This is a genomic window from Brevibacterium antiquum, from assembly GCF_016107655.1.
GTDB classification, from domain to species: domain Bacteria; phylum Actinomycetota; class Actinomycetes; order Actinomycetales; family Brevibacteriaceae; genus Brevibacterium; species Brevibacterium antiquum.
Genome location: NZ_JABASX010000004.1, coordinates 72,905 through 97,667, shown reverse-complemented (window position 1 = coordinate 97,667; position 24,763 = coordinate 72,905). Strand labels below are relative to the sequence as shown.

Here is a 24,763-nt window from a genome sequence, read left to right as displayed (position 1 = left end):
GGGGCGTCGAGAAACGCGTGGGCATCGTGTTCCGGGCCCGTCGGCTATTCGCCGCTGAAGTTCGGTCCGCGCTTCTCAATGAATGCGGCGACTCCCTCGGCGAAGTCCTTACTCGCCCGCAGGTCCGTCTGCCCTGTGAGCTCCCGATCGAATGCATCGTCCAGTTCAGTCAGTGTCGCCGCGTTGATGGCTTCTTTCGAGGCCGCGAAGGCCAGAGGTGCGCCCTGAGCCCACTGCGCCGCAATCTCCTGCGCCCGGCTCAGGTGCTCACCTGCCGGAGTGACCAGACTGGCCAGGCCCCAATCCGCTGCTTCCTTCGCCCACACCTTCTGTGCTGTCAGGGCCATCTTCATGGCTCGATGCCGGCCCGCCGAGGCTGCCACGAGTGCCGTTGCCCCGCCGTCGGGCATGAGCCCGATCTTGGTGAAGGCCAGCATCAGATAGGACTCTTCGCTCATCACGGTGTAGTCGCAGGCCAGGGCCAGGGAACAGCCGATGCCGGCGGCCGGGCCGGAGACCGCGGCGATGGTCGGAATCGGCAGATCGATGATCGATCGGATGATCGCATTGGCCCGATCAAGGCCGACCCCTCCCCCTTGCACAGACCCCTGCAGGTCGGCACCTGAACTGAACGACCGGTCATTGCCGGTGATGATGAGCGCACGAGCCGTGGTGGCCGCCTCGGCGACGGATTCACCGACCCCCTCAAGGGTCTCCCTGGTCAGCGCGTTGAGGCTTTCGGGGCGATTGATCGTGACAGTCACGACCCCATCTCGCAGGTCGGTGAGAACACTCGAGGTCAAAGCGACTCCTCTTAGTTGGCGCTGGATGACTGATCTTTCACCCCAACTTTAACGCACGATAAGTTGATCTGGGTCACACGTCTCAGAAGCGCCTGCGGAAGGTGGTCCTGCCGGGCCACAGTGGTCACGCCTGGTGCCGGCTGTCATGTTGGTCTGCCTCAGACAGCGAGGCCAAATAGGCGTTGTAGTCCCGCAGCGTTGCGTCACCGTCCCTGGCAGCCTGGCGATCGAGACGGCGACTCAGGCGTTCATCCGATCTCTGCCATTTGAACACCAGCACGCCGAGCATGATCAGCGTCGGGATCTCTGTGAAGGCCCACGCGATGCCTCCTCCGAGGAACTGGTCCTTCAATGGATCGATGCCCCACATCGGCATGTTGTAGAAGCTCGTGAGCAATGTCGTCGACATCATCACGACAACGCCGAAGAATGCGTGGAAGGGGATGGTGGCCACTATCTCGAAGACCTGCACCACGGTGGGATCGATGCGCACTTGCCGCTTGCTGCTCGTTCGCGGAGAGGGGTCGACTCCGAAGATGTTCCAGAAGTAGAGCATCCCGATGGCCACGAAGTGGATGAACATCAGGTTGTGTCCCCACATCGTCGACATCAGCCAGTCGAAGGCGGGCGTGAAATACAGCCCGTACAAGCTCATCAGGAACAGCACGGTTGTCACGACTGGGTTGGTCAGCACGCGCATCGGTGGGCTGTGGACGATGGAGAGGATCACCCGGCGCGCATTCCACCGGCCTGACCCGGCCGGCAGGACACGCAGCATCAGGGTGATCGGTGCCCCCAAGACCAACAGGATGGGGCTGAGCATCGACAGAATCATGTGCTGGATCATGTGCATGCTGAACAGCGCCATACCATAGCCATTCAACGCCGTGCCATCGACGAGGATGACGGTGGCGATGCCCAGGGTCCACCAGATGAGGCGTGTGATCGGCCACTTCACTCCGCGGCGATGCAGCAGCCACACGCAGAAGGCATACAGCACCAGGCCGAACGCCGCGAGAATGACGATGATGGGGATCGGCTGCGGATGCCAGTCGATGACCCGCTGGAACGTCGGCGGAAGCGTCGGGTGCCACATCAGTCCGCTCATCCCGTGCTCATGCATGATCGCTCCCTCCCACTTGACTTCTACAGGTCGTAGAAGTGCGTGTCGGTCACCACCGTACGCCTGATGCGCCGCCGCGTCACCCGCTCGGCCAAGCAGCGTGCTCAGAGCAGTCCAGCGTCGTGCTCAGATCAGCGCAGCCGCCAGCTGGGTCCCGGTCAGAGGCCGGTCGGCGTAGACCAGGCGCATCGCCTGCGGATCGGGATTGCCGGCGTCGGGAGCTCGATGCTGCAGGCTCAGACCGACCTTCTCAGCCACTTTCCGTGAGGCCGCATTGTGCTCGAGCAGGTAGGCGATGACTGGCAGTTCGGGTTTGAGCTCCTGGGCCCGAGCTACGGCCATGCGAGAGATCTCGCTGGCATAGCCGCGGCCCTGGACCTCGGGGCGGAAGCGGTAGCCCAGGTTCCAATAGGCCTCGATCCGATCCGGGTTCCACTCATCGGCCAAGGGCATGCGCCTGACGCCGCAGCCGCACATCCCCAACACCGGCCCGTCCTCCGACTCACGGACGATCCATGATCCGAGCCCGTCGATCTCCCAATCAGCGATGCGGGTCAGCAGGTACGCCTCGGCTTCCTCCCGCTTGATCATCCGGCCGCTGGGAAAATGCGCCCACACGCGGGGGTCGCTGTAGATCTCGAACACCTCGTCCAGGTCCTGAAGCCCCGGGCGGTCAAGCACGAACGGCTCTGCCATCAGGCGCCGTGGGCGGCACGGATGGCCGCGTCGAGGTCGTTCCACAAGTCGTCGGCGTGTTCGATGCCCACGCTCAGACGCAGCAGCCCGTCGGGGACCGACTCCGGTTCCGAGGCATTGCGCCGACGGCGTTCGATGAGGGACTCCACACCGCCCAGGGAGGTGGCCGGCGTCCACACCCGGACCGCCTCGGCGACGGCGGTGGCCTGCTGCGCGGTCTCCGTGCAGAAGGCGACCACCGCACCGAATCCCGACATCTGCGACGCCGCACGCTCATGCCCGGGGTCTCCGGGCAGACCCGGGTAGCGGGTCTCGACGACGTTGGGATGCGAACTCAGCCGTTCGGCGATCAGCGCGGCATTGGCCTGGGCTCGCTCCATGCGCACAGACAGCGTCCGCAGGCCCCGCAGCGCCAACCACACCTCGAAGGGACCGGCGATGGCTCCGCGCAGTGAGCGTTCACTATGAAGCCGCTTGTGAAGATCTTCGTTGCTTGTCAGCGCCGCGCCGAGGACGACATCCGAGTGTCCGGCGAGGTATTTGGTGACGGAGTGGACGACGACGTCCGCGCCCAGATCAAGCGGCGTCTGCAGGAGCGGAGTCGCGAAGGTGTTGTCGACAACGGTCAGGATGCCGCGATCGCGCGCAGCGGAGATGAGTGCGGGTGTGTCAGCGACTTCGAGCATCGGGTTGGTCGGCGATTCGATCCACAGCACCGCCGAGGCGGCAGCAACGTCATCGAGTGCGCTGACGACGGCGCCGGTGTCGGCGATGTCGACGGTGACGAAATCGAATCCGCTGCGCTCGGCGACCTCGCCCGCGGACTCCAGTGAGCCCTGGTAGCAGTGCTGGGGCATGATCAGAGTGCCGCCGCGTGGGACCAGGCTGAGCGCAGCGGCGATCGCCGCCAGCCCTGAGCCGAAGACCAGTCCGGGAAGTTCGGCATGTTCGAGTTCGGCCAATGCCTCTTCGAACGGGGTCCAGGCCGGTGTCGAAAATCGCCCGTAGACATGCTCGGAATGGTCGATCTCTCCGCTGCCGACGAAGGTCGAGGACAGTTCGATCGGCGGGTTCACCGACGAACCGTTCGAGCGCTGCGGACGACCCGCTTCGACGAGGACGGTTTCTGGTGCGTGGGAGAAATCTCGTGAGGTCATCGTCCCAATATATGCCGAGAGCCGACCGCTGCGCACCGATGTCTCAGTCGTGGCAGTGACGTCTCAGTCGCGCACCCGCACCATGTGCTCGAGCAGTGCTCTGGCTCCGGCTGAGAGTCGTCGCCTGGGTGACCACACCGCGTGCAGCTCGCGTTCGAGGGCGACTCCGGCCTCCACCGGCAGCGGCACTAAGCGTTGGGCCCGGAAGTCATCGCGCAGGGCCAGCTCAGAGAGCACGACCGGTGCGATGCCGGTGGCCGCTGCGATCTTCAGCGCCGAGTTCGACCCGTACTCCCCTGCCACACGTGCCCCACCGAACTGCGCCAACGCGGCGTCGAGGACCTCTCTCGTTCCCGAACCGACCTCTCTGACCAGCAGCGGAACCTCGGCCAGCGCCTCGGCGGTGATCGGGTCAGTCCAGGCATCGGCGAAGGCGGGTGCGGCGGCGATCATGAGCCGGTCATGGCCGACCACCTCGGCGGGGAAATCCTGGGGCAGGGATACGGACTCGATGAGGCCGAGGTCGCAGCGCTGCTCACGCACGGCGGCGATGACTGCGGAGGAGTTCTCGACCGCCAGGCCCACATCGATGTCGGGGTGCGTCGAGGTGAACGTCGTCAAGTACCGGGGCAGCAGGTATTCGGCCACAGTCAGTGAGGCGGACACCCGCACGGTGCCGGCCCGCGCGTCCTGGATGGCTCGAGTGCCGGCGTTGAGATCGGCATAGGCGTCGATGACCTTCGAGGCCCACTGGGCAACGGCGTGGCCTTCGGCGGTGAGCTGGGTGCCCTGCGGCGAGCGCTTCAGCAGCGGCACCTTGAGGTCTCGCTCGAGGTTGCGCAGACTGCGTGAGGCATTCGGCTGGGCAAGGCCCATCGCCTCGGCGGCCTGACCGATGGACTGGGCGCTCGCGCTCAGCGTCACCAGCAGCCCCAGAGCCGGAAGCTCGGGCCAGTCCTGCATTCTGCTGAGGTCTCGCATGCCCCAATTCTGCCATATCAGTGCCATATGGGTCGGTCGAACAATACCGTCTACCGAAAACCCCGGCCGCTTGACAGACTGAACTCATGAATCGCATCGTCTACCTCCTCCCTGGCTTGGGAGTCGCCGCAGCAGCCACAGCCATCGCGTGGCCCGTCTCGATGGTGGCTCCCATCCTCTCCCCGCTGCTCATCGCCATCGTCCTGGGCATCATCGTCGGAAATGTGCTCCCCGAACTGCCGCAGATCTTCCGTCCCGGTCTCGACTTCGCGGCCAAACCCCTCCTGCGTCTGGGCATTGTGGCCCTCGGCGCGCAGGTCGTGCTCGGCGATATCCTCGACCTCGGCTGGCTGGTCCTCGTCCTCGCCGCGATCGTCGTCGCAGTCGGCATCGTCTCCGGTCTGCTGCTGGCGCGTCCGTTCCGCGTCGATTCGAATCTCGCGCTGCTCATCGGCTGCGGGTTCGGCATCTGCGGAGCCGCCGCAGTCGCCGGGGTCGAGTCGACGCTGAAGGCGAAGAAGGAGGACGTGGCCGCGGCGATCGGTCTCGTGGTCCTCTTCGGCACGCTGATGATCGCCGTGATCCCCTCGCTGAGCGTTGCCTTCGGGCTAGCCCAGGACACCGCCGGCATGTGGGGCGGTGCGTCCACGCACGAGGTCGCGCAGGTCGTCGCGATCGGCGGCATCATCGGGCCCGCGGCCCTGCAGGTTGCCGTCCTCGTCAAGCTCTCCCGTGTCATCATGCTCGCCCCGACCGTCGCCGTGCTCAGCATGGTGATGCGCCGCAATGAGAGCCGCGAGCGGGCAGCGATGGCTTCCTCCGCCGCGATGTCACGGAATGAGGCGACGTCGCAGTCCCCCGCCGAGGCGGCCGCTCAGTCTACGCCGGCCGCCGGGTCCTCGTCGGCACAGGTGCAGTCGGCTGCTGCACCTGCGACGAAGCGTCCGCCCATCGTGCCGCTGTTCGTCCTCGGCTTCCTCATTATGGCGGGCCTGCGCACCTTCGGCCTGTTGCCGGACTTCGCGGTCTCCGGTCTGGGCTGGATCCAGACCGTGTGTCTGGCCATGGCGATGTTCGCCCTCGGCCGCGGAGTCCAATGGCGTTCCCTGCGCAACCTCGGCGCCGGTCCGATCGGCCTGGCCGCGACGACGACTCTCATCGTCGCCGTGATCGGGCTCGGCGGTGCCCTGATGCTGACCTGAGCTTAAACGCCTGCCTCGGTGCACACATGCTGGAAGCTCCCTCTGCAGACAACCCGCTCTCGTTACGATGATTGCGAAGTCGAACCATGATTCAGTCGAAGGGTGCTGCAATGAGCGCGAACGCGATAGTCGTCGGCAGCGGCGTGATGGGAGCGTCGATCGCGTTCTCCTTGGCCAAACGCGGATACGCGGTCACCGTCGTCGACAAGAAATCCGGTCCGGCGCAGGGCTCGACCGGGGCCACCAGCGCGATCGTTCGCTTCACCTATTCTCTGCGGGACTCCATTGCCATGGCTTGGGAGTCGAAGCACCTCTGGGAGAACCTGCGCGGCCATGTTCAGGCACCGGAATCAGAGCCGGTCGCGGACTTCATCCGCACCGGCATGGCCGTCATCGACATACCCGGACTGCTCCCGGACACCATCCGCACAGACTTCGCGGATCTCTCGATCCCCTACGCCGACTGGGACGCGGCCGACCTCGCCCGGGAGCTGCCCGGCGTCGATACCTCGAACCACTATCCACCAAAGCGCCCCGATGATCCGGCGTTCCTCAACGACAGCGACGAGCCCGCAACGGCACTGTACACATCAGACGGCGGGTACATCTCCGATCCCGTACTGGCCACGGAGAACTTCGCTCGCGCCGCGAAGCGACACGGTGCCCAGTTCCTCTACAACGCCGAAGTCATCGGCGTGCGCCACAGTGTCTCCGACGAGGACTACCGAGCCTCGGAGGGGAATCACGATGCCTCCGATGTCCGTCCCGAAGATGGCGCCACCGGACAGTCAAGCGCGGCGTGGACGCTCAACCTCTCCGATGGTCGGGTTCTCGACGCCGACGTCGTGGTCAATGCGGCCGGACCCTGGTCTTCGCGGTTCAACGAGCTCGCCGGTGTCGGATCCGACCACGGAGTCTCGCTGACTCCCCTGCGCCAAGAAGTCCATACTCTGCCGGCGGAATCGACCGTCATCCGCAGTGACGGCACTCCTATTCCTGCGCTCCTCGATGCCGGCATCGGCACCTATATGCGCGCCGAGGTAGGCGGTCAGCTGCTCATCGGAGGCTCGGAACCCGAATGTGATGAGTTGGAGTGGGTCGAGGACCCCGACACAGTATCGATGAGTGTTCGTCCCGAGCAGTTCGAGACGCAGGCTCTGCGAGCTGCCAAACGCTTCACCGACATCACGATCCCGAACCGGGCCCGCGGAGTCGTCGGCGTCTATGATGCCTCCACCGATTGGACTCCCATCTACGACCGTTCCGAGGCGGATGGCTTCTATCAGGCGATCGGGACCAGCGGCAACCAGTTCAAGAATGCTCCGCTGGTCGGCGAGGCCATGGCAGAACTCATCGATGCCGTCGAGCACGGTCATGACCATGACCATGACCCCGTCCGGATTGCGCTTGGGCACACAGGAGGGGAACTGAACCTGGGAACCTTCTCTCGCCTGAGGTCTCCGGCTGGAACAAGCGGAAACGTCATGGGCTGATCTCAGCACAGCACCAGCACGTTCCGATATTTGGGAAATTGCGGCCGTCCGCCTGGTGGCAACCGCACCTGTCGTGACTGAGCTGGTAGTGTCGCTCAGCGAGTCATTCAGTTTCGTTCAGCGAAATTTCAGCCTAAATGGGGAAATCATGCTCCTTCAAATCATTGCGTTGTTGATCTTCATCGCCCTGTTCGCAATCGGCGCGATCCGCGGTGTGCAGATCGGCGTGCTCATGCTCGTCGGCGCCGCCGGCACCGGCCTGTTCCTGACAGACATGACCGTCGAGGACATCATCGCCGAGTTCCCGCTCTCCATCATGATCCTGCTGGCCGGGGTCACCTACTTCTTCGCCATTGCGCAGGAGAACGGGACCGTCGACAAGATCATCGACTGGGCGCTGGAGAAGGTCGGTTCGTCTGCCGTCCTCCTCCCGATCGTCTTCTTCGTCATCACAGCCGGCATTGCTTCCATGGGTGCACCCCTGGCCGGTCTCGTGATGATGCCGGTGGGTATGCAGGTGGCCCGCAAGTACGGCGTCGACTATGCGCTGATGGGCCTGGCGATCTGCTTCGCCATCGGCGCCGGCGGATTCGCTCCGACCAGCCTCTACGGCATCGTCACCTACAGCACCGCCCATGATGCGGGAATCGATCTGTCGCCGTTCCTGCTCTTCGGCATCGCCGTCGTCGTCTACCTCGTGATGCTCGCCGTCGCCTACTTCATGTTCGGTCGCACGCTCTTCGGGCGTAAGTCCGCCATGGCCGCAGCCGGCTCCGCGCACTCCGGTTCGACGATCTCCCGCGGATCCGCCTCGGCGACGAAGGTGGCCTTCGGTGAGGACGAGGACGACGAAGCCCTCTTCGACTCATCCAGCACCTCGGCGAGTTCGGATTCGGGTCCCTTCTCCTTCGTGCAGATCCTCACCGTCGTCCTCATGGTCGGACTCATCGGTTCGGTCGTCGTCCTGGCCGCGTTCGGCAAGGAACCCGATATCGGTCTGCTGTGCTTCTTCTTCGGTGCGATCCTCTCACTCGCCGATCCCAAGACCGGCAAGGCCGCGCTGCCCAAGATCGACTGGTCGACCGTTCTGCTCGTCGGCGGCATCATCACCTTCGTCGGCGTGCTGCAGAACATGGGTGCTGTGGACCTGCTCGGTGAGGGCGCCGAGGCGATCGGTTCACCGCTCATCGCCGCTTTCGTCCTGTGCATCGTGGGCGGGCTGGTCTCAGCGTTCGCGTCGACGACCGGCATCCTCGCCGCTCTCGTGCCGCTGGCACTGCCCCTCATCGCCGCCGGCGGAGTCCCCGGCTGGGCGCTCATCGCAGCCCTGGGCGTGTGCTCGGCCGTCGTCGACGTCTCACCGTTCTCGACGCTGGGTGCCACGGTCGTGGCCACGGCTCCACAGGATCACAAGGCGCGACTCACGCGCATCCTCGTGAAGTTCGGCATGTCGATGGTCATCATCGGTCCCATCGTCCTCGTCGGCGGTCTCGTCGTCCCGGCAATGTTCTTCTGAGACTGTGATCCGGGCCGTTGAGGCGCCCGGACCATAGTGACTGTTCTCCGCACAGTTCTCGAGATGCACATGCTGCCCAGCGAAATTCGCTGGGCACCATCTGCATCTCACGTCGTCGGGGTCTGTCAGCGAGTGACGGTGTCGCCGCCCCCGTCAAGCAGTTTCAGCTGTTCGGGTGTCGGGTAGCCTTCCCAATCGCCGGGTGTCAGACAGGCGAATGCGCCGACTCGTGCGCCCAGCTCAAGCGCCTCGTCTATTCCGGCACCGCGAGACAATGCGTCGAGAAATCCTGCAGCAAAACCGTCTCCGGCACCCACCGTGTCCACACTCGGAACGACGACGGCCGGCACGTGGACCACTGTGCCGCCGGACAGACTCCAGGAACCAAGGGTTCCTTCTTTGACCACCGGGGTCTGTGCGCCCAAGTCAACGATGCGCGGCAGTGCCGAGGCGACTTCATCAGGGCCGATGGTCACATCGTCGCCCAACAACAGTCGAACTTCATCGAATCCTGCGAAGACGATATCGGCCTGTGCCGCCAGCTCACTGCAGGCACGATGAGCATCATCAACGGACCACATCTTGGCCCGATAGTTCACGTCGAAGCTGACCTTCACGCCGGCAGCGCGAGCAACCTCCACTGCATGAAAAGCGGCCTGTCGGGCTGAGTCGGACAGTGCCAAGGTGATCCCGGTGAGGTGCAAGACATCTGCCGCGGCAATGACATCGTCGGAAATGTCGCAGTTGCTGAGCTCCGAGCCAGCACTCAACGATCTGGAATAGACGACATCCTGCAGTCCGTTGAGTGGGGTGGTCTTGACCATCAGACCTGTTGCACCTCGACCGAGGAGGCCGAAGGTCTGCACATTTTCTGCCCGGAGTTCCCGAGTGATGAGACGACCGAAGTCATCATCACCGACTTTGCCCACCCAGGAAACCTCATTTCCCAACCTGGCCAGAGCGATAGCCGCATTCGACTCGGCCCCTCCCATGCCGGCAACCATCGGTGCGTTGTTTCCCAGGTGACCGATGCGTTCAGAGCGGATTAGCCCCATTGTCTCTCCCAGAGTGACGAATCGACTCACGAGTCGGTCTCCAACTCACGGACGAACGCACTCGCGGTGCGGCCCAGACAGGCAAGGTCGCCGGATGAGAACACGTCACCGAGAAGTGGGCCTCCGACGCTGACGGCTGGGGCGCCGGCGCTCAGCCACGCACGTGCTGCGTCAAGGTCCACTCCCCCGGACGGAATTGCCTGGAGTTCAGGAAACGGTCCCCGCAGATGCTTGAGGTAGCCAGCTCCGACGGTTTGAGCGGGAAAGATCTTGACGGTTTGCACGCCGAGGTCCAATGCCTGCTGGACCTCTGAGGGGGTCAGGACTCCAGGCAGCAGTGGGACCGCTGCGTCGACTGCAACAGAGACGACTTCGGATTTCAGGTTGGGGGCCACGAGGTATTCTGCCCCCAAATCTATGGCCTTACGCGCAGCTTCTTCTTTCACAACCGTGCCAACTCCGATACAGGCATCGTCAGCGAAACGCTTCTGCAGAGCCGGGAGTGCATCGAGAGTGCCCGGAGTCGTCATCGTCAGCTCGATACCGTTTACCCCGGAATCTATGAGAGTCTCAATAACACCCTCGTACTGGGAAGAGTCCCTTCCTCGCAGCACGGCGATGATCTTTCGCCCGCCCAGCAGAGTGTCGAATGTTGCCAGACTCATAGTCAGTTATTTCCTTCGCTAGTGGTATTCATGATGGACTGCGGGCTCAGGCCCGGAGGCAACTGCTCTTCTAAAATGGCGCGAAGTCTCAACCCGAGGTGACCCATGCGCTGCGAGCCCATGCGCTCGGACGGAACTGTGAGGCTCACGGCGGCCTGTCCGACTCCGCCTCGTTCCACGGCCACTGCCACACAGCTGATGCCCTTCTCGTTCTCTTCGGTCTCGGTCGCATAGCCGCGGCTCCGTGCTTCTCCGACAATCTGGGCCAGGTGTGTCGCTTCATCATCGGGAAGCTGCAGCCGCGACGCCAGATCTGGCATCGAAGCCGTGTCGACTGCCAGCAGAGCCCGGCCCAGAGCTGTCGTCCACATGGGGTTGCGAATGCCCACGTGCGAATACACACGAATGGCCAGTTCCGGCTCGATCTTGTCGACATAGCGAACGTGGTTGCCGTCGGGAACTCCGATGTGACAGAGTTCGTTCGCCTCAGCACTGACCAGCAAGGCCACCTTATGCAAGATATTACGAAGGGTGTCATGACTGAAATAGTCGTCGGTCATTCTCAGCAGAGCGGGGCCCACACAATAGATGCCGGTCTCATAGTCCTGGGACGCGAATCCGCGAGCCTTCAAGGTTGCCAGGATTCGGTGGACTGCTGCCTTGTCCAGCTCAAGCTCGCTGGCCAACTCCCCCAACGCCAATCCCTGATGGCCGGACCGAGCAAGGGACTCCATCACTGACAATGCCCTGTCGACGCCAGCGAGTCGTTGACTCATCTTTCTGCTCCCGCTTCATTCGTCCGCAAAGTTTTCACTCCTGCAGAGCCGTCCGTGCCTCACCAGTTTTCGCATCATTGCTCAGAGACAGATCGCGATCAACTGTTTCGGGTACCCAGATAGTAGCGAGGAATGTGCACAGCATCGTGAAGGCCATGTAGATGGCGAGCGGGATCCACGTTCCGAACTGCAGCAGCAGCCACGAACACACCAGCGGAGCAATGCCGCCGCCGACGAGCGCGGAGGCTTCGCGAGCCAACGTCACCCCCGCGTACCGGTACCTGGTTCCGAAAAGTTCAGGGAAATAGCTTGTCTGGACTCCGACATTTCCATAGGCGGCGAAAATATATCCGAGTCCGACAGCCAGAGCGACCAACCACACAACTCCTGTTTCGAGCAGGTTGAAGTAGACGAACGGCAACAGCGCGCCGACTCCGGCGATGAGCAGGTAGATCGGCTTGCGGCCGAATTTGTCGGAGAGGAAGCCCCATGCGAACGCGGAGATCATGCCGATGACAGCACCGATCAGCTGAATATCGGTGATCGTCGAACGTGGGAACAACTCATCCGTGCCGGACAGTAGTACCCCTGTCGTCACGAACGTGACGAAGAAGGTCTGCACCGTATAGGAGTTGGTGTTCGGCCCCCAGTTCATCACCGCGGTCTGCACTATGCGCTTCCACCCGAACTTCACTGCCAGTTTCAGTGGCGCGGCTTCCTTCTTCAGGTCTGCGGTGGATTCCTGCAGCTCGACGAATACCGGCGACTCCACGAGATGACGCCTGACGAACCATGCGCCGATCGTGATGACGATCGAGAAGATGAAGACGATCCTCCAGCCCCATGCTAGGAAGTCCTCTTCGGTCATGAACCACTGCAGCATTGCGAAGACGAGCGTGCCCAGGACGGTTCCTCCGGCTGCACCCGCCATGACTGTGGAAGAGAGCCGGCCGCGGGTTCCCGGGCGCACGGTCTCTGTCAGCAGAGTCGACGAGCCCGACTGTTCGGCCCCTGCGCCGAGCCCCTGGAACAGGCGCATGGCGAAGAGAAGAATCGGAGCCATTATGCCGATCGTTCCATAACTGGGCACCAGACCAATGGCGAAAGTTGCCAAACCCATAATGATCAGTGTGGTTACGAGAACCCATTTGCGTCCGAACTTTTCGCCAAAGTGAGAGAACAACACTCCACCGAAGGGGCGAGCGAAGAAGCCGACAGCGAATCCGGCAAATGACATCAGCGATCCGGCCAGTGGGTCAGCTTCGGGGAAGAACACCTTGGGAAAGACCAGTGCGGCTGCGAGGCCGTAGATCGCGAAGTCGAACTGCTCCAGCATCGTGCCGACGCCACCGGCGGCCACTGCGATCCTGATGTTGCTCTTCGAACGTGCATCCTCATAAGCCTGTTCGACAACAGACTCCTGCTCAGCAGCAGATTCCATATGTGCCCCTTCATCGTTGTCGGTGCACTTCAGCAAGCGGCTTGCGATCTTCTCGCGGACCACCGCGTCTTTCATCGAAGGGCCCGTCCAGCCTCTTGCGCACAGTGATGTGCATTTGATTCTTCGATGATTTCGCTGAGCGAAACGACTATTTTTCTATACGAAACGAGACTAGCAGGGGTGCGGTCTCTCGTCACGTCGAGCCAGCCCCACAGCTGCCCGCCTCCCGAGATGCACATGGTGCCCAGCGAATTTCGCTGGGCACCATGTGCATCTGTCGCTGCGTTCAGTCCGCCGACGCGCGTTCCCGGAGGGCAGCAGCCTGGTCAGTCAGGTCAGCGGCTTGACCAGAACGACGAATTCGAGGTCGTCGACGAGCGGCACACCGAACCGGTCGTCACCGTAGGGGAAGGGTTCGACCTCTCCGGTTCGTTCGTAGCCGCGGCGCTCGTAGTAGGCGATGAGCTCGGCGCGCTTGTTGATGACGCTCATGCGCAGCGAGTGAGCGCCCCAACGCTCGATCACCCATGCCTCGGCGAGGTTCATCAGTGCCGACCCCACACCCTGGCCCTGCCCCAGCGGGGAGACCGCGAGCACGCCGAGGTAGGCGATTCCGTCGACGGGTTCGCGCAGGTAGACGCTGCCGACAGCCTGCCCTTCGGCGGACCGGACGAGGATCATCGACGCATCGGGCTCGGCGAGCATCTCGCGGGCCATATCGGCATCGAGTCGCTGACCGCTGAGCAGATCCGCCTCGGTCGTCCACCCCTGCTTCGAGGGCTCACCACGGTAGGCGGAGGCGACGAGTTCAACGTAGTCGTCGATGTCGTCGAGGCTGAGTTCGCTGACCTCGAAGCCTGTTTCGTGCAGGATCAGCTTGTGAGCATCGACCATCGTGGCGGGTGCGTAAGAGGACATAGGTCGGCTCCTTGAGGATGTCTGACCGTCGCCGTGTACGGCCGAAAGAACGGGTTGCTCAACAGGTTAGTCGTTCGATGGGGGACACAACTATGGTTTCATGTATCAGGACTGAATCATCCACGTGCCAGCATGGGGATGACCGACACCCTCGCCTTAAGGAGCGTTCATGGACCTCGAGATCTCGGACGAGACGTACACCTTTGCCCAGGACATCGCGGCGTCTCGCTTCACGGTGAGTCACGACGACAAGGTCATCGGACACGTCGACTACATCGACCGCGAGGTCAGCCCTGATGACACGTCCGAATCCGCAGTGCGCACGTTCACCCACACCGAGGTGTCCCCCGCTTATGGTGGCCGCGGCATCGCCGCCCACCTGGTGCGCTTCGCCCTCGAGACCAGCGCCGAGGCGGATCTGAAGTTCCGTACGACCTGTTCCTATGTCATGGAGTTCTTCCGCAAGAACTCCGAGTTCGACGAGCTGCGTGCCTGAGTCGGCACGAACTTGAGAACGTAGCCGACCCAGACCGTGGCGGCGATGACGATGGCTGCAACGGCGCCCCACAGCAGACCGGGATCGGCCACCGCCAGCTGAGGTATCTCCCTGCCCGGAATGATCGCGGCGAAGGTGCCCGCCGTCAGCGCGCCGAGCCATGATCCGACCATCATCCCGATGTGTCTGCGGATGTTTCCTCTCCGGATCGCAATGACCCCGAGCGTCGTGGTCCCGAAGGTGAAGATCGCAAGGGCGTGGAAGACTGTGAAGCTTCCGCTGAGAGTGTAGATGAACATTCCGCTCACGCACACGAGGTACATGAGGATGACCCATGATCGTCCGATCCATCTGTGCCGACGATCCTTGGTCCGCCGGATGATCTGAACCGGAGCCAAGAGCACAACGCCAGAGGCGGCAAGAGCGTGGATTGCTATGAACATCGTCGTCATAGACATAAGATAGTTTCACTAACCAAGTGCGGCAACGTAGATAGCAGAGCCCGAATTGCTATCCAAGCCAGGTGCCGCCCACTCTGCCGCCTCTGCCGATGGAGGATCTGCATGAAACTCAGTGCCTTGGCCAGAGAATCCGGAGTCTCGACCGCCAGCATCAAGTACTACATCCACGTGGGAATCCTTCTTCCCGGTCGCAAGCGCAATGCGACTACGGCTGAGTACTCCCAGGCCCACGTCGACCGCCTCTGCCTCATCACCTGCCTGCGCCGGGAGCTCGGCTCCCCCATCGAGTCCATCGCCGCACTGACTCGGGCCATCGATGACGAGACATTGGAGAACATCGAACTGATGGGCATCTGCCAGAGACTTGCGCTGGAGGCGAGCAATGTCCTGAAATCCACGGTCGGCTCATCCTCGCCTTCCGAGCCTGAACCTGAACCTGCCACGGCGGCAGCAGCGGAACCGGAACCAGCACCGGCACCGAAACCTTTCGAGAACGATATCCGTGACGTTCTGCAGGAACTGGGATGGCGGGACATCTCACCAACCGCAGTGGCTTCGATGGCAGGCGTGCTCGAGGAGTTGAGCGCCTCAGGCTATCCCGTCGGGCGTGACACGATCCTCCGGCACATTCAGGCATTGACCGAGATCGCGGGCAGGAACACCGCACCGATCACCGACTGTCTGAGCAGAGATCGGATCTGCGTCGAGGTGGTTCGCGGGATCACGATGCACAACAGACTCCTGGTGGCGACCAGCGCTCTCGTCCATGCTTCACTGTCGGCCATGCCTCGAAGCTCGCAATCCTGAGAGCCTCTGGCAACGAATTCCGTATGGCCCGCATCGAATATCACCACTACACTGATCACGACTGCTCCCTACCGTGGCTTCCGGCGACCGGCGGCCATGCTTCATCGACAACCAAAGGAGGATCTGTCGTGGACATCACCCCGATCATCGACAAGCTCAACACCGGACTGTTCATCAATGGCCAGTGGCGTGATGCCGAGGGCGGAAAGATCATCGACGTTGCGAACCCCGCGACCGGTGATGTCATCACCACGGTCGCAGACGGCTCGGCAGCCGATGCCGAAGAGGCCATCAAGGTTGCCGGCGACACCCAGGAATCATGGGCCGCCACCCCGCCGCGCGAACGCGCTGAGATCCTCCGCCGCGCCTTCGAGCTCCTCATCGAACGTGCCGACGACATCGCGGCAGTCATGACCGCCGAGATGGGCAAGCCCTTCGCCGAGTCCAAGGGCGAGGTCACCTATGGCGCAGAGTTCTTCCGCTGGTTCTCCGAGGAAGCCGTGCGCGTCGGCGGCCAATACACTCAGTCCACCGATGGCAAGACCCGGGTCATGGTCTCCCGCGAGCCCGTCGGGCCCTGCATCCTCATCACCCCGTGGAACTTCCCGCTGGCCATGGGCACCCGCAAGATCGGCCCGGCCATCGCCGCTGGCTGCACCATGGTGTTCAAGCCGGCGAAGCTGACCCCGCTGACCTCCCTCATGCTCGTCGACGTGCTCATTGAGGCCGGCCTGCCCGCCGGTGTTCTCAACGTCGTCACCTCCGAATCCGCTCGTCGCGTGGTCACCCCGTGGATGGAGTCCGGAATCGCCCGCAAGGTCACCTTCACCGGCTCCACCGAGGTGGGCGTGGGCCTGCTCAAGCAGGCCGCCGATAATGTCATGAAGACTTCGATGGAGCTCGGCGGCAATGCTCCGTTCGTCGTCTGCGAGGATGCCGACGTAGACAAGGCCGTCACCGGTGCGGTCCAGGCGAAGATGCGCAACGGCGGCGAGGCCTGCACCTCGGCGAACCGTCTGTTCGTCCACTCCTCCGTCGCTGAGGAGTTCTCGACGAAGCTGACCGAGCGCATCGGTTCGATGAAGGTCGGCAACGGCCTCGACGAAGGCACCGAGGTGGGCCCGCTGGTCGATCAGGATTCCCTGGACAAGGTCGCCGGTCTCGTCGATGATGCTGTGTCCAAGGGCGCGAAGGTCCTCACCGGCGGGTCGAAGATCGACGGCAAGGGCTTCTTCTACAACCCGACCGTCATGACCGATGTGCCACTGGACGCCGAGATCAGGATCACCGAGATCTTCGGGCCCGTCGCCCCCATCGTCACCTTCGAAACCGATGAGGAGGGCATCGCTCTCGCCAACGAGACCGAGTTCGGTCTGGCCGGCTACCTGTTCAGTGAGAACGTCGAGCGTGCGCTGAACCTGGCCGACAAGATGCAGGTCGGCATGGTCGGTCTCAACACCGGCTTGGTCTCCAACCCTGCAGCCCCCTTCGGCGGTGTGAAGAAGTCCGGGCTCGGCCGCGAGGGCGGAAGCGTGGGTATCGAGGAATTCCTCGAGGTCAAGTACGTGGCTCTGCCCCGGGCCTGATCCCGCGCAATACCCGCGCACAGAATATGCGCATGTCACGCATCAGTGCGCGGCATGCGCATTGATCGATTGCGGCAGACTTCGGTGGACGATCAGCCTGAGGCGGCCCCGGTGACGGGGACCGCCTCGTTCAGGGCAGCCTCCCGCATAACGGAGCAGCCATGATTCTGCCCGAGGTCCGCGACCCGACGATGGTGACGATTCGACGCGGCGGCACATTGACCGATGCTGATCATCGACTTCTGGCTCTGTGGGCAGCCGACTGCGCCGAGCACGTCCTGCACCTCTTCGAGCGCGAAGCTCCGGAGGACACACGAGTCCGTGATGCTGTGGCTGCGGCCCGCGCTTGGGCTGACGGCACCGTGAAGATGATGCAGGCGCGCACCTCAGGAGGACACGCCATGGGAGCTGCCCGTCCCTTGCGCGGCGCAGCTCGGTTCACAGCCTATTCGGCAGGACAGGCCGCCTGCGTCGGGCACGTCGCCGAACACGATCTGGGTGCTGCCGCCTATGCCATCAAGGCCGTACGCTGTGCGAATCCCGAGGACCCAGGCGCGGGACAGGCTGAACGCGACTGGCAGAGGAACCAACTGCCCTGGCAGATCCGTCAACTCGTCCTTGCGGATCAGAAGCGACGCAACTCCATCTGCTGGTTCCTCTTCGAGACCGACTGAATCTGCGAAGTACGGTCATCTGCGCAGCGCTGTTACCTGCGCAGCGCAGTTGCCTGCGAAGTCAGGCGCGGCGTCGGGCGAGCACGTCGTCGACGGCGCCCATCTCGGGAGCCTTGTTCGTCCTGATCGCCTTGCGACCGTGCTCCAGCGGACTGTCGTCACGAGCCGAGTCGCTGAGCTCGGGACGATAGCCGAGTTCGGCGGCGAACTGAGCCGCGATGTCCTCACGGCTGCGGGCCTTGGTCTCATACGACGAGTAGGACGAAGCATCAGCTGCCTTCGCCTCGGGCACCGGATGCTCAACCTGTGGGGCATCAACGTAGCTGGGGACCGGCAGCGGCGTCGGTGACCAGGCAGCACGTGCCTGCAGTCGCTGCATGAACGGATCGCTGACCTCGACGGTGTCGACGTTCGACGCGGTCGCCACGACCTCGGATTCCTCGGCGGAGTCGTTCTCGGCAGCAGACTCATTCCGCGGAGCGGACTTGGATTCTGCAGCTGGTTCCGCTTCGCGGGTCGAAGTGGCGGTCAGTGCGGAGTCGTCTGCCTTGATCATGGATGCCGACTCGGGGGCGGTCGACATCGACACGGAGTCGGAACCTGCCGGCGCTGCTTCCTCACCCTGCGCTTCTGCGGCGTCGGGCGCTGCTTCTTCGACGATAGGGATCGGTCCAGTGAGCAGCACCTGACGGGTGGTGTGGCCTTCTGCGGCTTCGTTGCGAATGCGCACGAGCGGAATCTCGCCGGTGTCGGCCTCTTCTCTGCTCTGCTTTGCGCTCACGTTGCGCTGCATGACGGCACGCGCCCGAGCAGCCTTCGTCGATCCTGCCGACCGGGCCTCACCTGGCTTGCTGTCCGGGGACTTTGACGCGGCAGCGGTCGGGGACTTCGATGCAGCAGCGGTCGGGGAAGCAGGCGCCGAGGCGGCGGCTGGTTTCGCAGCCGCGCTCGTCGACCGCGTGGTGCTCGTGGTACTGGTGGTGCTCTTCTTCGGCGCGGTGCGCTTGGTCTTCGGGTTCCGGCTTTCGAGCTCCCGGAGGCGAGCCTTGATCTCCCGTTTGCGCAGGTTAAGTGTGCGCACGATTGCCAGGGAGACGATCGCGAGTCCGAGGAACACTCCGACGAGAGCGACATGGACGACCGAGAACATCGCAAGCACGCCCGTCACCAGAATCCCCAAGGTGGAGGCGAGGAAGAGCAGTGCGAATCCCCGCGTCATGGTGCCCAGCGATTTCATCGACTCGCGCAGTGTCGTTGCTTTCTCAGTCATCGAATGGTCCTCATCGGCTCCGAAAGTCGGATTGGGAATCTGTGTACCTCGTCTGCTTGTCTCTGTTGTGTCTGTGGTGACAGCTTCATCGGATCGACTCTGCGGCGATCGAGGCTGAGTCCGTCCCGGCCGGAGCGGAACTGTCCCGGAACGCTCGCCGAGGGGGCTGCCGCTTCCGGAGCTTCTGCTCGCCGACGAACCCTGGCCGTTCGCGCTGTGGCCGTTCGAACCCTGCTGCGACTGATTGAACACGGCGTGCACTGCCGGGTGCAGCATCCGAACGTTGTCGGAAGTCGCCGAGGCGGATGCCTCGTGGCCGCGGTGGCTGTCGAGGTAGGTGGAGCGGGTTTCACCGACGGCCACAGGAAGGAAGCTGCGCTGGTGCTGTTCGTCCGCCTCGGCTGTGGTGGATTCTGTGTCTGTGGTCGAACTCGAGTCTGCGTGTCCGTCGATGACGCCGAACTCCGGTGCCTGTGCCGAGAGGCTGAGCTTCGGTGTGCCCGCCATCGGGGCGACGTCGGGTCGTGGAACGGTTGGTTCGATGGTGGCCGAGGAGTGGAAGACTCTTGCGCGTTCGGTGTGATCGTGGCCAGGGATCTGAGGGTCAGCGTCGATGACCTGAGCCCGATCCGGGACGGTGTCGATCTCGACGCGGGAGAGCTCCGTCGCTGATTTGCGGATCATTGTGGGCACGACAACGACGAATACCACGATGATGGCGATAACGACGATGATGCTGGTGTCCACACTGCAACCCTAGAGTGCCCGGTTCGGCAACGACGTGAAGGGATGTGGTGTGTCGGTCAAACAGATGCCAAGTTCACAGCTTTCTCAGGCTGTGACGATAGGCGGCGAGAATTCCCTGAGGAACTTCCTCGGCGACCAGGGCGAACGTCCGGTGGTCACACCATCGGCCGTCGATGTGCATGTACTTCTCGCGCAGCCCCTCATCCCGGAAGCCGAGCTTCTCGACCACGCGCAGGCTGGCCGTATTCTCGGGTCGGATGTTGATCTCAATTCGGTGCAGCCCCAGCCCGAAGAGGCAGTGGTCGGCAGCCATGGCAACGGCGATGGGAGTGATGCCGCGGCCGGCGACCCTCGAATCGATCCAGTAGCCGATCTGTCCGCTGAGGATGGATCCCCAGCTGATGCTCGAAACGGTGAGCTGGCCGCGGAATTCACCGCCGACCTCGATCGCCAGCGGCACCGACTGTCCACGTTTGGCCTGCTTGTCGTACATGCGGACCATGCTTCGAAACCCCGGAAGCTGTTGGCCGGGAATCGGCAGAGTCGCATCCCAGGGACGCAGCCAATTCCGGTTGTGCCGACGGACCTCTCGCCACTGACTTTCGTCGCGCCGATTCAGCGGGCGCAGCACGATGTCGGACTGCTGATCAGTCAGGATGACTGGCCACAAACGGCTGCCTCCGCTCTCGGGTGCTCAATCAGTGATGTCCGCTGGCGCACCGGTGCAGCGATGCTGGGGTGCGGTGACGCTGACGACGGTCAGGGAAGTGTTGCGACGTATTCCTTGAGCCAACTGTTGAGGTCAGCACCCAGGTCCTCGCGGGCGCTGGCGATCTGCACGACGGCCTTGAGGTAGTCGAGCTTGTCACCGGTGTCATAGCGAGCGCCCTTGAAGACGACTCCGTAGACCCCGTTGCCGCCCTCCTGTTCAGCGAGGACTTGGAGAGCGTCGGTGAGCTGGATTTCGTTGCCGCGACCCGGTTCAGTGGTCTCGAGGACGTCGAAGATCTCCGGCGCGAGGACGTAGCGGCCGATAATCGCAAGATTCGAAGGGGCCTCACTCCGCTCTGGCTTCTCGACCAAGCCGGTGACCTTGACGACTTCGTCATCGGAGGTGGGTTCAACTGCGGCGCAGCCGTAGAGGTGGATCGCCTCAGGTGGAACTTCCATGAGCGCGACGACGCTGCCGCCGGTCTTCTCGGCAACTTCGATCATCTTCGGCAGAATCGGGCTGCGTTCGTCGATGAGATCGTCGCCGAGCAGAACCGCGAACGGTTCCTGGCCCACATGCTGGCGGCCCTTGAGCACGGCGTGACCCAGGCCCTTCGGGTCACCCTGGCGGACGTAGTGGATGTCGGCGAGTTCGGACGCGTGACGAACAGCGGCGAGCTTCTTTGTGTCACCCTTCTTGGCCAGTGCGGCTTCGAGCCCGTCGACGCGGTCGAAGTGGTCCTCCAGCGGTCGCTTGTTGCGACCCGTGATCATGAGGAGGTCCTGCAGGCCGGCATCGGCTGCCTCTTCGACGACGTATTGGATGGCCGGTTTGTCGACAACGGGCAGCATCTCCTTGGGAGTCGCCTTTGTGGCGGGAAGGAAGCGGGTGCCCAGACCGGCCACAGGGATCACGGCCTTGCGCACTGTGCGTTGCGATTCATCACTCATGTCGCTCATCTTAACCAAAGGATGTGGCTGCGATTAGGCTTATGAGCGTGGATGCAGAAACTTCAAAGGCGCAATTGCGTGCACACATACGTTCCGAACGCGCGGCTCACGTTGCGGCAGGCGTTGAATCGTCGCTTACAGAGGCGAAATCGTCGGTCGTTGAGGGCGAGTCGGCGGTCGCCGAGTCTGCCTGGCAGATCATCGAAAGCCTGTGGCCGAACCTGGACCTGACGGGCCATTCGGTGCTCGCCTATGCCGCCTTAGCCGGCGAGCCCGATCTGGATCCGGTCATCGACGGGTTCCTCTCCCGCGGTGGAACCGTCTACCTTCCTGTCGTCACCACCGTCGGTCATGCCCTCATGTTCGGTACCGTCACCGAGTCCATGGCCACGCTCCACGCTCGCGGAAAGTGGGGAATTCGTGAACCCTCACCTGTGTTGACCGCCGCAGATCTCATGTCCGCCGAGGTGGCCCCTGACCTCGTGTTCGTGCCTGCCCTCGGGTTCGGGCCCGGCGGCGCCCGCTTGGGCAACGGCGGCGGCTTCTATGACCGCACGTTCGGCCCGCGCGGCGAAGTGCCCCTGACAGGCAGGGAACACGCAAGCGTGGTCTACGGAGTCTGCTTCTCGACCGAACTCGATCTTCCAGAGCTCACCGTGGAGCCCTGGGACCTGCAGATCACGCGGGCCGTGACCGATCACGGTGTTCACTCCTTCGACTGATTCGCTCCTGCGACGAATCCGAGACACGGGCAGTTGCGGGGACACGAGCAGATGCAAGCACCGATTGCGCTGCGACCATGCCCGCTCTCGAGCGTGGGGCCGATCTCAGATCGGGGCCACAGCAGCCCACTCGCGCGTGCGGCCCTGTGGACGAGACGGCGACTCCTCGAGCTTCTCACCCCATGCGTTACTCGCGGGCGAGTCGGGTGGACTATAATCTTCTCGTCGAAGAAAGGTCTCGAATGCCCGTTTACTCCTACGCCTGCAAGAGCTGTGGTCACGCTTTTGATATTCATCAAGACTTCAGCGATGACTCGCTCACAGTCTGCCCCGAGTGCCAGGGACGCCTGAAGAAGGTCTTCGGCACCGTGGGGATCAGCTTCAAGGGTTCGGGCTTCTACGCCACGGACTCCCGCGCGAGCAATTCGAGCACAGTCCCCTCTTCTTCGAACTCTGACTCGTCGAGTTCGTCCAACTCATCGGGTTCGTCGAAGGAATCGTCGAGCTCCTCGGACTCGTCCTCGTCGACATCCAGCTCACCGGCCAAGAGCGCTCCGGCGGCGAGCAGCACTTCCGCCAGCTGACTCCCTCGGCCGTCCTCACAGCAGCCGAGCTCTGTCGACTCGTGCGCGTCATCGCTGGGGATTGACCGATGACTCATGTGCGAATCGCCTGTGGACACACAACGGCTGTCCACAGGCATTATCTGTTCCCTTGATCTGAGCCTCTGCGCACAGCCAGGCTCCAGGTATGGGAATCTTGCGGCTCCTCAGAGCCAGAGCATCGACCTGGTCAAAGTCCTCACGGATCAAACCACAGCGGATAGTCGCCGCTGTCTGCTTTGCATGTGCGTGTGCCCTCGTGGTCTGGATCCTCACCCCGGATCAGGGTGGAACGTCCATCGTCGTTGCCGCCAGAAATCTGCCGCCGGGATCTGAGCTGCGATCTCAGGATCTGACAGTCGTCGAGTTTCCCTCGCAACTCGTCCCGGACAAGGCTTTCACCTCTGTCTCGGACGCCGATCACAAGCGCACCTCAGCGGGCTTGTCCAAGGGTTCGCCGTTGACGCAGTCGGCAGTCATCGACCAGCAGGCACTACCGGAGGGCAGCACCGACCTCCTCATGCCTGTGCGCTTGGCCGATGATTCTTCGGCAGCACTCCTACAGCCAGGACAGCGCATCCGCCTATTCAGCTCGCTGCCCGACGGAGGCTCTGATGTCGTCGTGAAGGAAGTGACAATTGCCCGATTGGTCGACAAAAGCGACGGCATTTCCGCTGAATCAGGGCAGCTTGTCTCAGTGATACTGTCCTCAGATGATGCCGAACGCATCGCAGAATTCGCCGGGATGCCGATCAGCTTCGCGATCCTTCCGCGCTGACCCACCGCTGACGTCCCTATGACCTCCGGCTGACTTCACCGGGGCGCTCCACGCCCGGCTGACCGAGACATCCCCAGCCGGGCCGACTGGATTGCCCCGTGCCGGGCCAACTGGATTATCCCGAGCCGGGCCAACTGGATTATCCCGAGCCGGGCTAACTGGGATTTGTCGCACCAAAAGGCACGCATGTCATCGGGGTGCAGCCGAGTTACCTGTGTGTATCATGTAATCGTAGTAAAAGTATTTCACTCCCCAACATTGCTTACATATACGCCGAAAGGGTGCCTCTAATGCTTAAAGGCTTCAGAGACTTCATTCTCCAAGGGAATGTCGTCGAACTCGCAACCGCGGTGATCATCGGCGGCGCCTTCACCGGCATCGTGACGGCTTTCTCCGATAAGATCATCAACCCTCTGCTCGCTGCCGTCGGTGGCGCAGAAGGTCCTGCGCTGGCCTTCCCCATCAAGGAAGGCGTTCCGGAGACGACCATTGACCTGGGCGCTGTGATCACTGCAGCGATCAACTTCCTGATCGTCGCCGCCGTCGTCTACTTCATCATCATCGTCCCGATGAACAAGCTCAACGAGCTGCGCAAGCGCGGAGCCCCCGAGGAAGAAGTTCCTCCGACCACCGAGGATCTGCTCGGCGACATTCGCGAAATCCTCCGGACCCAGGCGGCCACAACCGTCGGTGGTCCTGCCGAAGGTCCTGCCAGCACGGCCGGTCCGTTCGACGATACCGAATCGACTGAGCCCCCGCGCCACTGATTGACGCGAGTGCCACGAAGGCCCGTTTCCCCATGGGGGAAGCGGGCCTTCGTCTTGGTTGATCTCAGCTGTTCTCTGTTTCTCAGATTCGGCACCTCTCCAGGAAGCACCTCACCTCTGCCCATCACCAGTGTGGGGGTTTCTGTGACCGGTAGTAGTCGGCGCTGAAGCCTCCGCTGTCGGTCTCTGCCTCATTGCGCAGTGTGGCACGATACTTCCGCACTGCGGCTTCGAGTCGCGCCCTCTTCTGATGCGCCGTTTCCTGCTCCTCATCGGCAGCATGTTCAGCGGAGTGATCAGCAGGTTCTGAGTCGTGTGCATGCTCACCCTCGGGAGGTTGCGACCCGAGGCTTTCGTCAGTCATC

The 24,763-nt window shown here is 62.9% G+C and carries 26 protein-coding genes and 1 pseudogene; 11 read left to right on the top strand and 16 right to left on the bottom strand.

Annotated features, from left to right (window positions below; translation table 11 throughout):
• Nucleotides 1-44: 44 nt before the first annotated feature.
• From JFC13_RS08040 to JFC13_RS08020, 5 genes are all read right to left on the bottom strand, one after another.
• Nucleotides 45-803: an enoyl-CoA hydratase gene (locus JFC13_RS08040; RefSeq protein WP_198396578.1), complete on the bottom strand. Its 759-nt coding sequence runs from the start codon at nucleotides 801-803 to the stop codon at nucleotides 45-47.
• Nucleotides 804-927: 124 nt separating this feature from the next.
• On the bottom strand, nucleotides 928-1,926 hold the full coding sequence (locus JFC13_RS08035) for a cytochrome c oxidase assembly protein (protein WP_198396577.1): 999 nt from the start codon (nucleotides 1,924-1,926) through the stop codon (nucleotides 928-930).
• Between the two features lie 126 nt (nucleotides 1,927-2,052).
• The gene (locus JFC13_RS08030; RefSeq protein WP_198396576.1) at nucleotides 2,053-2,622 is read right to left on the bottom strand and encodes a GNAT family N-acetyltransferase; all 570 of its coding nucleotides are present in this window, start codon (nucleotides 2,620-2,622) and stop codon (nucleotides 2,053-2,055) included.
• Nucleotides 2,622-3,779 (bottom strand): trans-sulfuration enzyme family protein, encoded by a 1,158-nt coding sequence (locus tag JFC13_RS08025; protein ID WP_198396575.1) that lies wholly within the window; start codon nucleotides 3,777-3,779, stop codon nucleotides 2,622-2,624. Before JFC13_RS08025 ends, JFC13_RS08030 begins: the two co-directional genes overlap by 1 nt.
• Before the next feature lie 63 nt (nucleotides 3,780-3,842).
• Nucleotides 3,843-4,760 (bottom strand): LysR substrate-binding domain-containing protein, encoded by a 918-nt coding sequence (locus JFC13_RS08020; RefSeq protein WP_198396574.1) that lies wholly within the window; start codon nucleotides 4,758-4,760, stop codon nucleotides 3,843-3,845.
• 86 nt (nucleotides 4,761-4,846) lie between these two features.
• Here JFC13_RS08020 and JFC13_RS08015 point away from each other — a divergent pair, with 86 nt between their 5' ends.
• From JFC13_RS08015 to JFC13_RS08005, 3 genes are all read left to right on the top strand, one after another.
• A complete protein-coding gene (locus JFC13_RS08015) occupies nucleotides 4,847-5,962 on the top strand; it encodes a YeiH family protein (protein ID WP_198396573.1) in 1,116 nt (371 codons plus the stop codon).
• Between the two features lie 110 nt (nucleotides 5,963-6,072).
• On the top strand, nucleotides 6,073-7,455 hold the full coding sequence (locus JFC13_RS08010) for an NAD(P)/FAD-dependent oxidoreductase (RefSeq protein WP_198396572.1): 1,383 nt from the start codon (nucleotides 6,073-6,075) through the stop codon (nucleotides 7,453-7,455).
• A gap of 148 nt (nucleotides 7,456-7,603) precedes the next feature.
• Entirely contained in the window at nucleotides 7,604-8,971 is a 1,368-nt protein-coding gene (locus JFC13_RS08005) for an SLC13 family permease (RefSeq protein ID WP_198396571.1), read from the top strand.
• A gap of 125 nt (nucleotides 8,972-9,096) precedes the next feature.
• Here the strand turns inward: JFC13_RS08005 and JFC13_RS08000 are convergent, their stop codons facing one another.
• From JFC13_RS08000 to JFC13_RS07980, 5 genes are all read right to left on the bottom strand, one after another.
• Nucleotides 9,097-10,056 carry a sugar kinase gene (locus JFC13_RS08000; protein WP_198396570.1) on the bottom strand — a complete coding sequence of 320 codons (960 nt, stop codon included), beginning with the start codon at nucleotides 10,054-10,056 and terminating at the stop codon, nucleotides 9,097-9,099.
• The gene (locus JFC13_RS07995) at nucleotides 10,053-10,691 is read right to left on the bottom strand and encodes a bifunctional 4-hydroxy-2-oxoglutarate aldolase/2-dehydro-3-deoxy-phosphogluconate aldolase (RefSeq protein WP_198396569.1); all 639 of its coding nucleotides are present in this window, start codon (nucleotides 10,689-10,691) and stop codon (nucleotides 10,053-10,055) included. Before JFC13_RS07995 ends, JFC13_RS08000 begins: the two co-directional genes overlap by 4 nt.
• A 2-nt stretch (nucleotides 10,692-10,693) precedes the next feature.
• On the bottom strand, nucleotides 10,694-11,467 hold the full coding sequence (locus JFC13_RS07990) for an IclR family transcriptional regulator (RefSeq protein WP_198396568.1): 774 nt from the start codon (nucleotides 11,465-11,467) through the stop codon (nucleotides 10,694-10,696).
• A gap of 34 nt (nucleotides 11,468-11,501) precedes the next feature.
• Nucleotides 11,502-12,908 carry an MFS transporter gene (locus tag JFC13_RS07985; RefSeq protein WP_198396567.1) on the bottom strand — a complete coding sequence of 469 codons (1,407 nt, stop codon included), beginning with the start codon at nucleotides 12,906-12,908 and terminating at the stop codon, nucleotides 11,502-11,504.
• A gap of 330 nt (nucleotides 12,909-13,238) precedes the next feature.
• On the bottom strand, nucleotides 13,239-13,826 hold the full coding sequence (locus JFC13_RS07980; protein ID WP_198396566.1) for a GNAT family N-acetyltransferase: 588 nt from the start codon (nucleotides 13,824-13,826) through the stop codon (nucleotides 13,239-13,241).
• A gap of 169 nt (nucleotides 13,827-13,995) precedes the next feature.
• On the opposite strand from JFC13_RS07980, the gene JFC13_RS07975 reads away from it, so the two are divergent.
• On the top strand, nucleotides 13,996-14,322 hold the full coding sequence (locus JFC13_RS07975) for a GNAT family N-acetyltransferase (protein WP_198396565.1): 327 nt from the start codon (nucleotides 13,996-13,998) through the stop codon (nucleotides 14,320-14,322).
• On the opposite strand, the gene JFC13_RS07970 is transcribed toward JFC13_RS07975, so the two are convergent.
• Nucleotides 14,268-14,774, bottom strand: coding sequence for a DUF2306 domain-containing protein (locus JFC13_RS07970; protein WP_198396564.1), 507 nt, complete (start codon nucleotides 14,772-14,774; stop codon nucleotides 14,268-14,270). The two genes, JFC13_RS07975 and JFC13_RS07970, sit on opposite strands and share 55 nt — an antisense overlap.
• Before the next feature lie 111 nt (nucleotides 14,775-14,885).
• On the opposite strand from JFC13_RS07970, the gene JFC13_RS07965 reads away from it, so the two are divergent.
• The 3 genes from JFC13_RS07965 (at nucleotide 14,886) to JFC13_RS07955 (ending at nucleotide 17,850) form a co-directional block, all read left to right on the top strand.
• Nucleotides 14,886-15,590 carry a MerR family transcriptional regulator gene (locus JFC13_RS07965; RefSeq protein ID WP_198396563.1) on the top strand — a complete coding sequence of 235 codons (705 nt, stop codon included), beginning with the start codon at nucleotides 14,886-14,888 and terminating at the stop codon, nucleotides 15,588-15,590.
• A 128-nt stretch (nucleotides 15,591-15,718) separates the two neighbouring features.
• On the top strand, nucleotides 15,719-17,176 hold the full coding sequence (locus tag JFC13_RS07960; protein ID WP_198396562.1) for an NAD-dependent succinate-semialdehyde dehydrogenase: 1,458 nt from the start codon (nucleotides 15,719-15,721) through the stop codon (nucleotides 17,174-17,176).
• Between the two features lie 161 nt (nucleotides 17,177-17,337).
• Complete coding sequence (locus tag JFC13_RS07955) at nucleotides 17,338-17,850, top strand: putative immunity protein (RefSeq protein WP_198396561.1); 513 nt, start codon at nucleotides 17,338-17,340, stop codon at nucleotides 17,848-17,850.
• Nucleotides 17,851-17,911: 61 nt separating this feature from the next.
• Here JFC13_RS07955 and JFC13_RS07950 read toward each other — a convergent pair whose 3' ends face one another.
• The 3 genes from JFC13_RS07950 to galU form a co-directional block, all read right to left on the bottom strand.
• A complete protein-coding gene (locus JFC13_RS07950; protein ID WP_198396560.1) occupies nucleotides 17,912-19,867 on the bottom strand; it encodes a hypothetical protein in 1,956 nt (651 codons plus the stop codon).
• 73 nt (nucleotides 19,868-19,940) lie between these two features.
• Nucleotides 19,941-20,537: a GNAT family N-acetyltransferase gene (locus JFC13_RS07945; RefSeq protein WP_198396559.1), complete on the bottom strand. Its 597-nt coding sequence runs from the start codon at nucleotides 20,535-20,537 to the stop codon at nucleotides 19,941-19,943.
• Nucleotides 20,538-20,626: 89 nt separating this feature from the next.
• The gene (gene galU / locus JFC13_RS07940) at nucleotides 20,627-21,529 is read right to left on the bottom strand and encodes a UTP--glucose-1-phosphate uridylyltransferase GalU (protein ID WP_198396558.1); all 903 of its coding nucleotides are present in this window, start codon (nucleotides 21,527-21,529) and stop codon (nucleotides 20,627-20,629) included.
• A 74-nt stretch (nucleotides 21,530-21,603) separates the two neighbouring features.
• Between galU and JFC13_RS07935 the strand changes: the two genes are divergently transcribed.
• The gene (locus tag JFC13_RS07935; protein ID WP_232488370.1) at nucleotides 21,604-22,251 is read left to right on the top strand and encodes a 5-formyltetrahydrofolate cyclo-ligase; all 648 of its coding nucleotides are present in this window, start codon (nucleotides 21,604-21,606) and stop codon (nucleotides 22,249-22,251) included.
• A gap of 77 nt (nucleotides 22,252-22,328) precedes the next feature.
• A pseudogene (locus tag JFC13_RS19845) lies at nucleotides 22,329-22,634 on the top strand (FmdB family zinc ribbon protein); the annotation flags it as partial.
• Nucleotides 22,635-22,648: 14 nt separating this feature from the next.
• Here JFC13_RS19845 and JFC13_RS19840 read toward each other — a convergent pair.
• Nucleotides 22,649-22,912 (bottom strand): hypothetical protein, encoded by a 264-nt coding sequence (locus tag JFC13_RS19840; RefSeq protein WP_332839377.1) that lies wholly within the window; start codon nucleotides 22,910-22,912, stop codon nucleotides 22,649-22,651.
• 89 nt (nucleotides 22,913-23,001) lie between these two features.
• Between JFC13_RS19840 and JFC13_RS07925 the strand changes: the two genes are divergently transcribed.
• Both JFC13_RS07925 and mscL read left to right on the top strand, forming a co-directional pair.
• Nucleotides 23,002-23,631 carry an SAF domain-containing protein gene (locus JFC13_RS07925; protein WP_198396555.1) on the top strand — a complete coding sequence of 210 codons (630 nt, stop codon included), beginning with the start codon at nucleotides 23,002-23,004 and terminating at the stop codon, nucleotides 23,629-23,631.
• A 290-nt stretch (nucleotides 23,632-23,921) separates the two neighbouring features.
• Nucleotides 23,922-24,398 (top strand): large conductance mechanosensitive channel protein MscL, encoded by a 477-nt coding sequence (gene mscL, locus JFC13_RS07920; protein ID WP_198396554.1) that lies wholly within the window; start codon nucleotides 23,922-23,924, stop codon nucleotides 24,396-24,398.
• A 124-nt stretch (nucleotides 24,399-24,522) separates the two neighbouring features.
• Here the strand turns inward: mscL and JFC13_RS07915 are convergent, their stop codons facing one another.
• A complete protein-coding gene (locus JFC13_RS07915; protein WP_198396553.1) occupies nucleotides 24,523-24,762 on the bottom strand; it encodes a hypothetical protein in 240 nt (79 codons plus the stop codon).
• Nucleotide 24,763 lies beyond the last annotated feature (1 nt).

What these genes read in the sequence shown, in the direction of transcription:
- JFC13_RS08005 (WP_198396571.1), top strand. Translation starts at nt 7,604, where the DNA reads ATGCTCCTTCAAATCATTGCGTTGTTGATCTTCATCGCCCTGTTCGCA.
- JFC13_RS07915 (WP_198396553.1), bottom strand. Translation starts at nt 24,762, where the DNA reads ATGACTGACGAAAGCCTCGGGTCGCAACCTCCCGAGGGTGAGCATGCA.
- JFC13_RS07965 (WP_198396563.1), top strand. Translation starts at nt 14,886, where the DNA reads ATGAAACTCAGTGCCTTGGCCAGAGAATCCGGAGTCTCGACCGCCAGC.
- JFC13_RS08025 (WP_198396575.1), bottom strand. Translation starts at nt 3,779, where the DNA reads ATGACCTCACGAGATTTCTCCCACGCACCAGAAACCGTCCTCGTCGAA.
- JFC13_RS08030 (WP_198396576.1), bottom strand. Translation starts at nt 2,622, where the DNA reads ATGGCAGAGCCGTTCGTGCTTGACCGCCCGGGGCTTCAGGACCTGGAC.
- JFC13_RS07970 (WP_198396564.1), bottom strand. Translation starts at nt 14,774, where the DNA reads ATGACGACGATGTTCATAGCAATCCACGCTCTTGCCGCCTCTGGCGTT.
- mscL (WP_198396554.1), top strand. Translation starts at nt 23,922, where the DNA reads ATGCTTAAAGGCTTCAGAGACTTCATTCTCCAAGGGAATGTCGTCGAA.
- JFC13_RS08020 (WP_198396574.1), bottom strand. Translation starts at nt 4,760, where the DNA reads ATGCGAGACCTCAGCAGAATGCAGGACTGGCCCGAGCTTCCGGCTCTG.
- JFC13_RS07925 (WP_198396555.1), top strand. Translation starts at nt 23,002, where the DNA reads ATGGGAATCTTGCGGCTCCTCAGAGCCAGAGCATCGACCTGGTCAAAG.
- JFC13_RS08035 (WP_198396577.1), bottom strand. Translation starts at nt 1,926, where the DNA reads ATGCATGAGCACGGGATGAGCGGACTGATGTGGCACCCGACGCTTCCG.
- JFC13_RS07990 (WP_198396568.1), bottom strand. Translation starts at nt 11,467, where the DNA reads ATGAGTCAACGACTCGCTGGCGTCGACAGGGCATTGTCAGTGATGGAG.
- JFC13_RS07980 (WP_198396566.1), bottom strand. Translation starts at nt 13,826, where the DNA reads ATGTCCTCTTACGCACCCGCCACGATGGTCGATGCTCACAAGCTGATC.
- galU (WP_198396558.1), bottom strand. Translation starts at nt 21,529, where the DNA reads ATGAGTGATGAATCGCAACGCACAGTGCGCAAGGCCGTGATCCCTGTG.
- JFC13_RS07975 (WP_198396565.1), top strand. Translation starts at nt 13,996, where the DNA reads ATGGACCTCGAGATCTCGGACGAGACGTACACCTTTGCCCAGGACATC.
- JFC13_RS19840 (WP_332839377.1), bottom strand. Translation starts at nt 22,912, where the DNA reads ATGAGTCATCGGTCAATCCCCAGCGATGACGCGCACGAGTCGACAGAG.
- JFC13_RS07995 (WP_198396569.1), bottom strand. Translation starts at nt 10,691, where the DNA reads ATGAGTCTGGCAACATTCGACACTCTGCTGGGCGGGCGAAAGATCATC.
- JFC13_RS08010 (WP_198396572.1), top strand. Translation starts at nt 6,073, where the DNA reads ATGAGCGCGAACGCGATAGTCGTCGGCAGCGGCGTGATGGGAGCGTCG.
- JFC13_RS07985 (WP_198396567.1), bottom strand. Translation starts at nt 12,908, where the DNA reads ATGGAATCTGCTGCTGAGCAGGAGTCTGTTGTCGAACAGGCTTATGAG.
- JFC13_RS08015 (WP_198396573.1), top strand. Translation starts at nt 4,847, where the DNA reads ATGAATCGCATCGTCTACCTCCTCCCTGGCTTGGGAGTCGCCGCAGCA.
- JFC13_RS07955 (WP_198396561.1), top strand. Translation starts at nt 17,338, where the DNA reads ATGATTCTGCCCGAGGTCCGCGACCCGACGATGGTGACGATTCGACGC.